The organism is Burkholderia sp. FW306-1C-G01B (genome assembly GCF_058781685.1).
Genome location: NZ_JBYSWZ010000007.1, coordinates 47,543 through 60,298, shown reverse-complemented (window position 1 = coordinate 60,298; position 12,756 = coordinate 47,543). Strand labels below are relative to the sequence as shown.

Below are 12,756 nucleotides of genomic sequence, written 5' to 3'. Positions count from 1 at the left end.
TCAATCCCCCATCGCGATCCCTTCACGCCGCGGATCCGCGCCGCCGAACCACACCGTCTGCCCCTGCACGTTCAGCCGCTGGATCCCCTGCAGCCCCGAGTTCATCTCGACGACCTGCACGTCGTGCCCGCGGCCCTTCAGCCCGTCGGCGAGCGCGTCCGACACGCGGCCGCGCTCGAGCTGCGTCGGCCCGTTCATCGACCCGAAGTTCGGCAGCGCGATCGCCTGCTGCATCGTCATGCCCCAGTCGAGCACGCCGACCAGCGTCTTCGCGACGTGATTGATGATCGCGGGGCCGCCGGCCGAGCCGACGATCATCGTCACCTGCTTCGTCTTCTTGTCGAACACGAGCTCCGGCGACATCGCCGAGCGCGGCCGCTTGCCGGGCTGCACGCGGTTCGCGACCGGCCGGCCGTTGTCGTTCGACACGAACGAGAAATCGGTGAGCTGGTTGTTCAGCATGAAGCCGCGCACCATCAGCCGCGAGCCGAACGCATCCTCGATGCTCGTCGTCATCGACAGCGCCTGGCCGTAGCGGTCGACGATCGCGATGTCGGACGTCGACGGCAATTCGGGGCTGCGATCGTCGGCCATCGCGAGCGTCGCGCCCTGCGGCGCGCCGGCCTGCGCGACGCCCATGCTGCTGTCGCCGATCAGCCGCGCGCGCTGCGCGAGGTAGGACTTGTCGGTGAGGCTTGCCCAGTTGCCGCCCGGCAGCGGCACGAAATCGGGATCGGCGACATAGCGCGCGCGGTCCGCATACGCGAGGCGCCCGGCTTCGCTGAACAGGTGCGCGGCGAACGGCGTCGGCTCGTAGCCGACGTCATTGCGCACCGGTTTCTGCGCGCCGATCTGCTGCCAGTCGGGCATCGCTTCGAGGATGCCGAGCATCTGCGCGATCGCGAGGCCGCCCGACGACGGCGGCGGCATCCCGCAGACGACCGAGCGCCGGTAGTCGGCGCACAGCGGCGTGCGCACCTTCGCCTTGTAGCGCGCGAGATCCTGTAGCGACAGCAGCCCCGGGTTGGTCGGGTGCTTGCGTACCTTCGTGACGATGTCGCGGGCGATCGCGCCGGTATAGAACGCGTTCGCGCCGCGCTCGGCGACCTGGCGCAGCACGGTCGCGAGCGCCGGGTTCTTCAGCACCGTGCCGGCCGCCTTCGGCGTGCCGTCCGGGTTGTAGAAGTACGCGCGCGCGGCCGGGTCGTTCTTCAGGTACTTGTCGTTTGCGATCAGCATCGCGAGCCGCGGGCTGATCGTGAAGCCGTGCTCGGCGAGCCGGATCGCCGGCTGGAACAGCCGGCGCCACGGCAGCTTGCCGTGTGCGCGGTGCGCGGCGTCGAGCATGCGCAGCACGCCCGGCGCGCCGACCGAGCGACCGCCGACGACGCCTTCGTAGAAACCCATCGGCTGCCCGGTTGGCCCGTAGAACAGGCGGTCGGTCGCGGCGGCCGGCGCGGTTTCGCGGCCGTCATACGCCTGCGCCGCCTTGCCGTCGAAGTACAGCATGAACGCGCCGCCGCCGATCCCCGACGATTGCGGCTCGACGAGCGCGAGCACCATCTGCGTCGCGATCGCGGCGTCGATCGCGGTGCCGCCGGCCTTCAGCATCTCGTAGCCGGCCTGCGTCGCGAGCGGGTTCGCGGCCGCGATCATGCTGTGCTGCGAAGTCCAGCCCGGCTTGTCGGCCCAGCCGGACGACAGCTCGGGCGCATGGAAGCCGGGCAGCGGGACGGCGGCGCCCGACGCGGGGGCAACCGGGACGACGGCGCCCGACGGCGCGGACGGGGACGCGCAGCCGGCGTTGAACGCGACGAGCGCGATGGCGGCGAGCAGCGTCCAGGGACGCGAATGCGGACGAATCCGGTCGAACATTGAACCCTCGGCAGCAGTGAATTCGAATGAAGCGATGGTGCGGGCGCAACGGGGCTGCGCGCCCCGGCGCGCTATTGTCGCCGCGCGGCCGGCGGATTGTCACCCGACAGGAAACCCTGACGCATCGCGCCGGGCCCGCCCCGGCCGGCCTTTCCGGCCTGTTCGAGGATGAACTCTATGAACGTCGACGTCGCGCGCGTGTGGTGCCGGTTCGGCATGTAGAGCATGTACATGTGCGTGCCGAAGATGCTGAGCCGGTACGCGTCGAGCGACGTGACGACGGCGCCGCGCCGCATGTCGTCCTGCATCACGTAGTCGGGCACGATGCCGACGCCGATCCCCGCGAGGATCGCCTGGCGCAGGAACAGGAAGTTCTCCGAAATCAGCGTCGGCTCGAGCAGCACCTCGTGGCGCTCGTCGCCGAGATACGCGGCGATCCTGAGCTGGCGGCCCATCACCGTCGCGGTGACGACCGGCGCGGCGGCCAGCGCGCCGAGGCTCGCGGGCATCCCGTGCGCGGCCGCGAACGCGGCCGACGCGCACGCGACGTAGCGCACCGCGCCCATGTCGCGCGCGACGAGGTTCTGCGGCGGCTCGGGCATCACGCGCACCGCGATGTCGATCTCGTCGCGCATCAGGTCTTCCACGCGATTCTCGAACACGACGTCGAGCACGATGCCCGGATGCAGCCGCTTGAACGCGAGCAGCCATTCGGACATCACCATCTGCCCATAGCCGCTCGGCACCGACAGCCGCACGCGGCCCTGCAGGTCCTGGCCGAGCGTCGTCACCGATTCCTCCGCGGCGAGCAGCTCGTTGCGGATGCGCCGGCCGTGCTCGTACAGCTTCAGCCCGATCTCGGTCGGCTCGATGCGCCGCGTCGTGCGCCGCACGAGCTGCTGGCCGATCGAGCGCTCGAGCTGGTTCAGCCGGTAGCTGACGTTCGCGCGGCTCATCTTGAGCCGCTGCGCGGCCTTGCTGAGATTGCCGGCGTCGAGGATCTCGACGAGCAGCGTCAGCGCGTTCAGGTCCATGCGTATGCTCCTGATCCGTCCCGTTTAACGGTCGGAAAGCATTCAGTGTCAAGTCAGACTTGACAGCTTGTAAAGGCGTGCGGGAATTGTCAATGAATCTCGATCAATCGAGAATCGGTGCATGTCTGGTGCATAGAGAGACAGGAGACACCATGAATTCACCTACCCCACCCCAAACCGGCACGGTCACGCGCGAGCGGCGCGACAAGGTGCTCATCGTCACGATCGACCACCCGCCCGTCAACGCGCTGTCCGCCGACGTGCGGCGCGGTCTCGCCGACGCGCTCGACGCCGCGCAGGCCGACGACGCGATCCGCGCGGTGCTGATCGTCGGCGCCGGGCGCAACTTCATCGCGGGCGCCGACATTCGCGAATTCGGCAAGCCGCCGGTGCCGCCGTCGCTGCCCGACGTGTGCGAGCGGATCGAGTCCAGCGCGAAGCCGGTCGTGGTCGCGCTGCACGGCGCGACGCTCGGCGGCGGGCTCGAAGTCGCGCTGGCCGCGCATTACCGGCTCGCGGTGCCCGGCGCGAAGCTCGGGCTGCCCGAAGTCACGCTCGGCCTGCTGCCCGGCGCGGGCGGCACGCAGCGCGCGCCGCGCCTGATCGGCGCGAAGGCCGCGCTCGACCTGATGCTGACGGGCCGCCACGCGAGCGCCGACGAAGCGCTCGCGCTCGGCCTCGTCGATCGCGTCGCGCACAGCGACGACACGCTTGCCGAAGGCCTTGCCTATGCGCAGGAACTCGTGTCGCTCGGCGCGCCGGTGCGCCGCACGCGCGATGCGCAGGGGCTCGCCGATCGCGCGGCCGCGCAGGCCGCGATCGACGCGGCGCGCGCGGAACTGCCGAAGAAGTCGCGCGGGCTGTTCTCGCCGGCGAAGATCGTCGAAGCGGTCGAGGCCGCGCTCACGCAGTCGTTCGACGCGGGGATGAAGTTCGAACGCAGCCTGTTCCTGCAGTGCATCGACAGCCCGCAGCGCGCGGGCCTCGTGCACGCGTTCTTCGCGGAGCGCGAAGCCGCGAAGGCACCCGAGGCGCGGCGTGCGAGCGCGCGGCCGGTCGAGCGGATCGGCGTGGTCGGCGGCGGCACGATGGGCGCGGGCATCGCGGTCGCGGCGCTCGACGCCGGGCTGCCGGTGACGATGATCGAACGCGATGAAGCGTCGCTCGCGCGCGGCCGCGCGCACGTCGAGAAGGTGTACGACGGCCTCGTCGCGAAAGGGCGGATGACGCCGGCCGCGCACGCGGCGCGGCTTGCGCGCTTCAAGGGCAGCACGTCGTACGACGCGCTCGCGCAGGCCGACGTCGTGATCGAGGCCGTGTTCGAGGACATGGCCGTGAAGAAGGCCGTGTTCGCCGAGCTCGCGCGCGTCTGCAAGCCGGGCGCGGTGCTCGCGACCAACACGTCGTATCTCGACATCGACGAACTGGCCGCGAGCATCGACCGCCCGGCCGACGTGATCGGCCTGCATTTCTTCTCGCCGGCCAACGTGATGAAGCTGCTCGAGATCGTCGTGCCGGCGCGCGTGAGCGCGGACGTCGTCGCGACCGCGTTCGCGCTCGCCAAACAACTGAAGAAGACGCCGGTGCGCGCGGGCGTATGCGACGGCTTCATCGGCAACCGGATCCTCGCCGTCTATCGCACGGCGGCCGACTACCTGATGGAAGACGGCGCGTCGCCGTACCAGATCGATCGCGCGGTGCGCGAATTCGGCTTCCCGATGGGGCCGTTCCAGGTGGTCGATCTCGCGGGCGGCGACATCGGCTGGGCGACCCGCAAGCGCCGCGCGGCGACGCGCGATCCGCGCGCGCGCTACGTGGAGATTTCAGACCGGCTGTGCGAGCGCGGCTGGTTCGGGCAGAAGACCGCGCGCGGCTACTACCTGTATCCGGACGGCGCGCGCGTCGGCACGCCGGACCCGGAAGTCGAAGCGATCGTCGCGGCAGAACGCGCGAAGAAGGGCGTCACGCCGCGCACGTTTACCGACGACGAGATCCTGCGCCGCTACCTCGCCGCGATGATCAACGAAGGCGCGAACGTCGTGCACGAGAAGATCGCGCTGCGCCCGCTCGATGTCGACGCGGTGTTCCTGTACGGCTACGGCTTCCCGCGCTATCGCGGCGGCCCGATGCACTACGCGGACACGCTCGGCCTCGCGAACGTGCTCGCCGATATCCGCGCGTTCGCGAAGGAGGATCCGCTGTTCTGGAAGCCGTCGCCGCTGATCGTCGAACTCGTCGCGCGCGGCGCGGATTTCGCGAGCCTGAACCGCATCGACTGAACGCCAATCGCATTCGCAACGGACCGAAGATGGACCTCGATTTCACTCCCGAAGAGGAAGCCTTCCGCACGGAAGTGCAGCGCTTCCTGCAAGCCGAACTGCCCGAGCGCATCGCGCGCAAGGTGAAGGGCGGCCTGCACCTCACGCGCGACGACATGCGCGAATGGCACGCGACACTCAACGCGCGCGGCTGGCTCGCGAGCCACTGGCCGCGCGAATACGGCGGCCCCGGCTGGAGCGTCGCGCAGAAGTTCCTGTTCGACAACGAATGCGCGCTCGCGGGTGCGCCGCGCATCGTGCCGTTCGGCGTGAACATGCTCGGCCCCGTGCTGATCAAGTACGGCAACGAAGCGCAAAAGCGCCGCTGGCTGCCGCGCATCCTCGACGGCAGCGACTGGTGGTGCCAGGGCTACTCGGAACCGGGCGCCGGTTCCGATCTCGCGGCGGTGAAGACGAGCGCGGTGCGCGGCATCGACGCGCAGGGCGAGCACTACATCGTGAACGGCCAGAAGACGTGGACCACGCTCGGCCACTACGCGAACATGATCTTCTGCCTCGTGCGCACCGCGACCGACGTGCGCAAGCAGGAGGGCATCAGCTTCCTGCTGATCGACATGAACACGCCGGGCGTCGACGTGCGCCCGATCATCACGCTCGACGGCGAGCATGAAGTGAACGAGGTGTTCTTCACCGACGTGCGCGTGCCGGCGGAAAACCTCGTCGGCGAAGAAAATCGCGGCTGGACCTACGCGAAATACCTGCTCACGTACGAGCGCACCAACATCGCCGGGATCGGCTTCTCGACGGCCGCGCTCGACCGGCTACGCGCGGTTGCCGCGAAGGTGACGAAGAACGGCAGGCCGCTCGCGGACGATCCGTTTTTCTCAGCGCGCGTCGCGCGTGTCGAGATCGAGCTCGAGAACATGCGCACGACCAACCTGCGCGTGCTGGCCGCGGTCGCGGGCGGCGGCGCGCCGGGCGCGGAAAGCTCGATGCTGAAGATCCGCGGCACGCAGATCCGCCAGGAGATCGCGTCGTTGATGCGGCGCGCGATGGGGCCGTACGCGCTGCCGTTCGTCGACGAAGCGCTCGATGCGGACTACGACGGCGAACCGGTCGGCCCGGACGACGCCGCGAGCGCCGCGCAGCAGTACTTCAACAACCGGAAGCTGTCGATCTTCGGCGGCTCGAACGAGATCCAGAAGAACATCATCGCGAAGATGATGCTCGGGCTGTAACGAGGAGCGCGACGATGGATTTCCAGCACACAGAAGACCGCCGGATGCTGGCGGACACGTTGAACCGCTTCATCGCCGAACAGTACGCGTTCCCGGTGCGCGATCGCATCGCGCAGTCGGCCGAAGGCTTCGATCGCGCGATGTGGCAGCGCTTTGCCGAGCTCGGCACGGTCGGCGCGCTGTTTCCCGAAGCCGACGGCGGCTTCGGCGGCGCGGGCTTCGACATCGCCGTGGTGTTCGAATGCCTCGGGCGCGGGCTCGTCGTCGAGCCGTTTCTCGGCGCGCTGCTGGCTGGCCGCGCGCTGTCGCTCGCCGGCGGCGATGCGCATCGCGACAAGCTCGCGGCGCTGATCGACGGCAGCGCGAGCGCCGCGTTCGCGCACGACGAGCCGGGCTCGCACTACGAACTGACGACCGTGCGCACGCGCGCCGAACGCTCGGGCGACGGCTGGGTGCTGACGGGCGCGAAGGGCGTCGTCGACCAGGCCGCGCAGGCGGCGTTCTTCGTCGTCAGCGCGCGCACGTCCGGTCATGACGACGATGCGGCCGGCATCGGCCTGTTCGTCGTGCCGGCCGATGCGCCGGGCGTATCGCTGCGTGATTACCGGAAGATCGACGGCGGTCGCGCGGCCGAGGTGCGTTTCGATCGCGTGGCGCTGCCGATCGATGCCGCGCTCGGCGGGCCGGACGGCGACGGTGGCGGCGAGGCGGGCGCGGCGCTGCTCGAACGCGTGCTCGGTTACGGGCTGCTCGCGCTGTCGGCGGAAGCGCTCGGCGCGATGGACGTCGCGAAGGAACACACGCTCGACTACCTGCGCACGCGCAAGCAGTTCGGTTTGCCGATCGGCAGCTTCCAGGCGCTGCAGCACCGGATGGCCGACCTGCTGCTCGAAGTCGAGCAGGCGCGCTCGGCCGTGATCAACGCGGCCGCGCAGCTCGATGCGCCGCGCGCGGTGCGCGAACGTGCGCTCGCGGCAGCGAAATACAGCATCGGCCGGATCGGCACACTCGTCGCCGAGGAGAGCATCCAGTTGCACGGCGGGATCGGGATGACGTGGGAGCTGCCGCTGTCGCATTACGCGAAGCGCCTCGTGATGATCGATCATCAGCTCGGCGACGAGGATCACCATCTCGCGCGCTACATCGCGCTGTCGAAACAGTAAAAGCTGACAACGCGAACGGAGGAGACAAGGATGACGAACGAACCGCGCGCATTGCCGCTGGCCGGCGTGAAGGTGCTCGATTTCTCGCGCGTGCTCGCGGGCCCGTGGTGCGCGATGGTGCTCGCCGATTTCGGCGCGGAAGTGATCAAGGTCGAGCATCCGGCGCGCGGCGACGACACGCGCGACTGGGGGCTGCGGATCGGCGATACCGAGACGACCTACTTCAACAGCGTGAATCGCAGCAAGCGTTCGATCTGCGTGGACCTGCAGACCGAAGCCGGGCAGCGCGTCGCGCGCGAGCTGGCCGCGCAGGCCGACGTGCTGATCCACAACTTCAAGTTCGGCGGCGCGGAAAAGCTCGGCCTCGGCTACGACGCGCTGGCCGAACTGAACCCGCGCCTCGTGCACTGCGCGATTTCCGGCTACGACCGTTCGGGCGCCGAGGCCGCGCGGCCCGGCTACGACCTCGTCGTGCAGGGCGAGGCCGGGCTGATGGCGCTGAACGGCGAGGCCGGCCAGCCGCCGCTGAAGTTCGGCGTCGCGGCGGTCGACCTGTTCACCGGCATGTATTCGGCGCAGGCGATCCTCGCCGCGCTGTACGAGCGCCATGCGACCGGGCGCGGGCGGCGCATCGAGATGGCGCTGTTCGACTGCGGGCTGATGATCACCGCGTACTACGGGCTCGACGCGCTGTTGATGGGCGAGGACCCGCCGCGCTACGGCAACGCGCATCCGTCGATCGTGCCGTACGGCGTGTTCGATGCGGCCGACGGCCCGCTCGTGATCACCGTTGGCAACAACACGCAGTTCGCGCGCTTCTGCGATGCGATCGAGCGCCCCGACCTCGCGGCCGATGCGCGCTACAAGACCAATCTCGGCCGCTCGGAAAACCGCGCGGACTTGCTGCCCGAGCTTCGCCGCGAACTCGCGCGCCGGTCGCGCGCGACGCTGCTTGCGGCGCTCGCCGACGCGGGCATCCCGTGCGGCGAGGTGCTCGGGCTGCACGAAGCGTTGAGGTCCGAGCGAGCGACCAGTGCGGGGCTCGTCACGCGGCAGCCGCATCCGGTCGCGGGCGGTGTCGACGTGCTCGCGCCGCCGTACCGCTTCGACGGCGCGCGGCTGCCGGTGCGCGGCGCGCCGCCGGTGCTGGGCGCCGATACGGACGCGGTGCTCGGCGCCTGGCTCGGGATGTCGGCCGACGAGGTCGCGCGTCTGCGCGCGGATCGCGTGGTCTGAATCGATATTTGCCGCCGCGGCGCGGGCGGGGCGGTTGACGCGCCGGCCATCTACAAGACAAGCCTCGCGAAACGACGGGGCGCCCTGCGGGGACTGGAGCAAGCGCTGAAGCGCCGATTCCGGTCGACCGCGAAGCATGGGACCGGAGTAAGGCGCCAAAGCGCCAACTTCGGTCCACCGCGAAGCATGGGACCAGAGTAAGCGCTAAAGCGCTAACTCTGGTCGACATAGGAGACACCATGGAGCTTTCCGTCATCGAATCGGTCACGGCGCGCCGCGACTACCAGCAACTCGTGCGTGCGCGGCGCCGCTTCAGCTTCACGCTGACGGCGCTGATGATCGCGACCTACTACGGCTTCATCCTGCTCGTCGCGCTTGCGCCGCACGTGCTCGCGGCGCCGCTGTATCGCGGCGCGACGACGACGGTCGGGATCGCCGCGGGCGTCGCGATCATCCTGGTCGCGATCGGCCTGACCGCGTGCTACGTGCTGCGCGCGAATCGTGCGTTCGACCGCCGGGTCGACGCAATCCTGCAGCGTTCCTGACGGAGGCCGACATGCGACGCACATCGATCGCGCTCGGCGCGCTTGCCATTCTCGTTTCTTCCGCCGCCCATGCGGTATCGGTCGCAGGCCCGATGCCCGACAAGGTGGAGCTGAACCCGGTCGCGATCGGGATGTTCTTCGCGTTCGTGTTCGCGACGCTCGCGCTCACGCGCTGGGCCGCGCGCCGCACGCGCTCGACGCGCGACTTCTACACGGCCGGCGGCGGCATCACCGGGCTGCAGAACGGGCTCGCGATCGCGGGCGACTACATGTCGGCTGCGTCATTCCTCGGGTTGTCCGGGATGGTGTTCATGTTCGGCTTCGACGGGCTCATCTATTCGATCGGTTTTCTGGTCGGCTGGCCGTTCGTGATGTTCCTGATCGCCGAACCGCTGCGCAACCTCGGCAAGTTCACGTTCGTCGACGTCGTCGCGTACCGCTTCGCGCAGCGGCCGATCCGGCTGCTGACTTCCGCGAACGCGCTGACGATCGTCGTGCTGTACCTCGTCGTGCAGATGGTCGGCGCGGGCAAGCTGATCCAGCTGCTGTTCGGGCTGTCGTACGGCACGGCGGAGCTGATCGTCGGCGTGCTGATGGTGGTCTACGTGTTCTTCGGCGGGATGACCGCGACCACCTGGGTGCAGGTGATCAAGGCCGTGCTGCTGCTGTGCGGCGCGACGCTGCTCGTGTTGCTCGCGCTCGGCGAATTCGGCTTCAGCGTCGACGAGATGTTCCGCCGCGCGGTGGCCGTGCATCCGGGCGCGCTCGGCATCATGGGGCCCGGCAAGCTGATCCGCGATCCGGCCAACGCGCTGTCGCTCGGCATCGCGCTGATGTTCGGCACGGCCGGCTTCCCGCACATCCTGATGCGCTTCTTCACGGTGCCGAACGCGAAGGAGGCGCGCAAGTCGGTGCTCTACGCGACCGGCTTCATCGGCTACTTCTACCTGCTGACCTTCGTGATCGGCTTCTCGGCGATCGTGCTGCTCGCGCAGCATCCCGAGTTCTTCAAGCTCGGCGCGAACGGCACGTTCAACCTCACGCACGACCTGCTCGGCGGCTCGAACATGGTCGCGGTGAAGCTCGCGCAGGCGGTCGGCGGGAACTGGTTCTACGGCTTCATCGCGGCCGTCACGTTCGCGACGATCCTCGCGGTGGTCGCGGGCCTGACGCTCGCCGGCGCGACGACGATCTCGCACGACCTGTACGCGCAGATGTGGGCGCGCGGCAAGCCCGACGAGCGCCTCGAGATGCGCATCTCGCGCGCGGCGACGATCGTGCTGTCGGCCGTCGCGATCGGGCTGTCGATCCTGTTCGAGCACGTGAACGTCGCGTTCATGGTCGGGCTCGTCGCGGCGGTGGCCGCGAGCGCGAATTTCCCGGTGCTCGCGATGTCGATCTTCTGGCGCGGCATGACGACGCGCGGCGCGGTGCTCGGCGGCGGCCTCGGCCTCGCGTCGGCGGTGGTGCTCACGGTGCTGTCGAAGTCGGTGTGGGTCGACGTGCTGCACCACGCGCACGCGCCGGTGTTCCTCGACAACCCGGCGCTCGTGTCGGTGCCGCTCGCGTTCATCGGGATCGTCGTCGGCTCGCTCGCGGATCGCAGCGAGCGCGCGCGGCGCGAGCGCGACGCGTTCGCGCAGCAGGAGTTCTACGCGCAAACCGGCCTGCTGGCCGGCGAGGCCGTGCAGCACTGATGGGTCTGACAAATGTGCTGGTCCGTCCGGATCGCCGGACGGATATTTTCCGGAAATCCGGAATCCCGGATTTCCTTGCCTGCCGCATTATGAGAAATACAATGAAAACAATGGTTTGAGGGGTTACGGAAACCTGGCATCGACCTTGCGTTATAAAGCGCACGGCCATCCCCCGGCCGGACTATTAAACCAAGCGTTGCATGAGATCCGGTAAGCGCCGAAACGCCGACTCGGGTCCACAGGAGACAATCGATGACCACTGCCTTCCTCCCCCTCCGGATGTCGTGAGGCATCGCTTGTTGCGGCACGGCAGCCGCGCGGGCGAATGACTCCCCTGGCATTCGCCTGCGCGCGTGACGCCGTTTCCACCGGCTCATCTACTTCAGCAGGAACCATCGTGAAGAAGAAACCCTTCTACAAAGTGCTCTATGTGCAGGTGATCTTCGCCATCATCGTCGGCGTGATCCTCGGCCACTACTACCCGGCGCTCGCCACCGACATGAAGCCGCTCGGCGACGGGTTCATCAAGCTGATCAAGATGGTGATCGGTCCGATCATCTTCTGTACGGTCGTCACCGGCATCGCCGGCATGGAGGACATGAAGAAGGTGGGCCGCGTCGGCGGCAAGGCGCTGCTGTACTTCGAGGTCGTGTCGACCTTCGCGCTGCTGCTCGGCCTCGCGGCCACGCACATCCTGCGTCCGGGCGTCGGCTTCAACATCGATCCGGCGACGCTCGACGGCAAGGCCGTCGCGTCGTACGCGGCGAAGGCGCACGGGCAGTCGACGGTCGACTTCCTGATGCACATCATCCCGAACACGATGGTCGACGCGTTCGCGCAGGGCGAAATCCTGCAGATCCTGCTGATCGCGCTGTTGTTCGGCAGCGTGCTCGCGCACCTCGGCGAACGCGGCAAGGTCGTCACCGACTTCATCGACGGGCTCACGCGCGTGCTGTTCGGCATCGTGCACATCGTCACGAAGCTGGCGCCGATCGGCGCGTTCGGCGCGATGGCGTTCACGATCGGCAAGTACGGCGTCGGCTCGCTGGTGCCGCTGCTCAAGCTGATCGGCACGTTCTACCTGACGTCGGTCGTGTTCGTGCTCGTCGTGCTCGGCGCGATCGCGCGCGTCACGGGCTTCTCGATCATCCGCTTCGTGTCCTACATCAAGGAAGAGCTGCTGATCGTGCTCGGCACGAGCTCGTCGGAAGCCGCGCTGCCGCAACTGATGGAAAAGCTCGAGAAGGCCGGCTGCTCGCGTTCGGTCGTCGGCCTCGTCGTGCCGACCGGCTATTCGTTCAACCTCGACGGCACCAACATCTACATGACGATGGCCGTGCTGTTCATCGCGCAGGCGACCAACATCGAACTGACGTGGATGCAGCAGCTCACGCTGCTGGCGGTCGCGATGCTGACGTCGAAAGGCGCGAGCGGCGTGACGGGCGCGGGCTTCATCACGCTCGCCGCGACGCTGGCCGTCGTGCCGACGATCCCGCTGTCGGGCATGGTGCTGATCCTCGGCATCGACCGCTTCATGAGCGAATGCCGTGCGCTGACCAACATCGTCGGCAACGGCGTCGCGACGGTCGTCGTGTCCGCCTGGGAGAAGGAGCTCGACCGCAACAAGCTGCGCCAGGCGCTGAAGGGCGGCGGCGAGGTTTCGGCGACCGAGACGGCCGGCGTCTGACG

Annotated in this window: 9 protein-coding genes; 7 read left to right on the top strand and 2 right to left on the bottom strand. The window is 68.6% G+C overall.

Annotation, left to right across the window (positions count from 1 at the left end):
* Both ggt and AC3WLY_RS15410 read right to left on the bottom strand, forming a co-directional pair.
* Entirely contained in the window at positions 1-1,875 is a 1,875-nt protein-coding gene (ggt, locus tag AC3WLY_RS15415) for a gamma-glutamyltransferase (protein ID WP_492310308.1), read from the bottom strand.
* A gap of 71 nt (positions 1,876-1,946) precedes the next feature.
* Complete coding sequence (locus AC3WLY_RS15410) at positions 1,947-2,909, bottom strand: LysR substrate-binding domain-containing protein (protein ID WP_310135325.1); 963 nt, start codon at positions 2,907-2,909, stop codon at positions 1,947-1,949.
* A 152-nt stretch (positions 2,910-3,061) separates the two neighbouring features.
* Here AC3WLY_RS15410 and AC3WLY_RS15405 point away from each other — a divergent pair, with 152 nt between their 5' ends.
* The 7 genes from AC3WLY_RS15405 to AC3WLY_RS15375 all read left to right on the top strand — a co-directional run bounded on the left by AC3WLY_RS15405 (position 3,062) and on the right by AC3WLY_RS15375 (position 12,754).
* Positions 3,062-5,188: a 3-hydroxyacyl-CoA dehydrogenase NAD-binding domain-containing protein gene (locus AC3WLY_RS15405; protein ID WP_492310311.1), complete on the top strand. Its 2,127-nt coding sequence runs from the start codon at positions 3,062-3,064 to the stop codon at positions 5,186-5,188.
* Between the two features lie 29 nt (positions 5,189-5,217).
* Entirely contained in the window at positions 5,218-6,426 is a 1,209-nt protein-coding gene (locus AC3WLY_RS15400) for an acyl-CoA dehydrogenase family protein (RefSeq protein WP_492310312.1), read from the top strand.
* A gap of 14 nt (positions 6,427-6,440) precedes the next feature.
* A complete protein-coding gene (locus AC3WLY_RS15395; protein ID WP_492310313.1) occupies positions 6,441-7,589 on the top strand; it encodes an acyl-CoA dehydrogenase family protein in 1,149 nt (382 codons plus the stop codon).
* Between the two features lie 30 nt (positions 7,590-7,619).
* Positions 7,620-8,825, top strand: a complete 1,206-nt coding sequence (locus AC3WLY_RS15390; RefSeq protein WP_310135319.1) for a CaiB/BaiF CoA transferase family protein — start codon at positions 7,620-7,622, stop codon at positions 8,823-8,825.
* Positions 8,826-9,064: 239 nt separating this feature from the next.
* Positions 9,065-9,370, top strand: coding sequence for a DUF485 domain-containing protein (locus AC3WLY_RS15385; RefSeq protein ID WP_014895931.1), 306 nt, complete (start codon positions 9,065-9,067; stop codon positions 9,368-9,370).
* A gap of 11 nt (positions 9,371-9,381) precedes the next feature.
* Entirely contained in the window at positions 9,382-11,067 is a 1,686-nt protein-coding gene (locus AC3WLY_RS15380; protein ID WP_217590790.1) for a cation acetate symporter, read from the top strand.
* Positions 11,068-11,464: 397 nt separating this feature from the next.
* Positions 11,465-12,754, top strand: coding sequence for a dicarboxylate/amino acid:cation symporter (locus AC3WLY_RS15375; RefSeq protein ID WP_175963604.1), 1,290 nt, complete (start codon positions 11,465-11,467; stop codon positions 12,752-12,754).
* Positions 12,755-12,756 lie beyond the last annotated feature (2 nt).

Bases quoted from the DNA above. Each gene is read 5' to 3' on its own strand.
- AC3WLY_RS15380 (WP_217590790.1), top strand. From the start codon at position 9,382: ATGCGACGCACATCGATCGCGCTCGGCGCGCTTGCCATTCTCGTTTCT.
- AC3WLY_RS15405 (WP_492310311.1), top strand. From the start codon at position 3,062: ATGAATTCACCTACCCCACCCCAAACCGGCACGGTCACGCGCGAGCGG.
- AC3WLY_RS15400 (WP_492310312.1), top strand. From the start codon at position 5,218: ATGGACCTCGATTTCACTCCCGAAGAGGAAGCCTTCCGCACGGAAGTG.
- AC3WLY_RS15410 (WP_310135325.1), bottom strand. From the start codon at position 2,909: ATGGACCTGAACGCGCTGACGCTGCTCGTCGAGATCCTCGACGCCGGC.
- AC3WLY_RS15390 (WP_310135319.1), top strand. From the start codon at position 7,620: ATGACGAACGAACCGCGCGCATTGCCGCTGGCCGGCGTGAAGGTGCTC.
- ggt (WP_492310308.1), bottom strand. From the start codon at position 1,875: ATGTTCGACCGGATTCGTCCGCATTCGCGTCCCTGGACGCTGCTCGCC.
- AC3WLY_RS15385 (WP_014895931.1), top strand. From the start codon at position 9,065: ATGGAGCTTTCCGTCATCGAATCGGTCACGGCGCGCCGCGACTACCAG.
- AC3WLY_RS15395 (WP_492310313.1), top strand. From the start codon at position 6,441: ATGGATTTCCAGCACACAGAAGACCGCCGGATGCTGGCGGACACGTTG.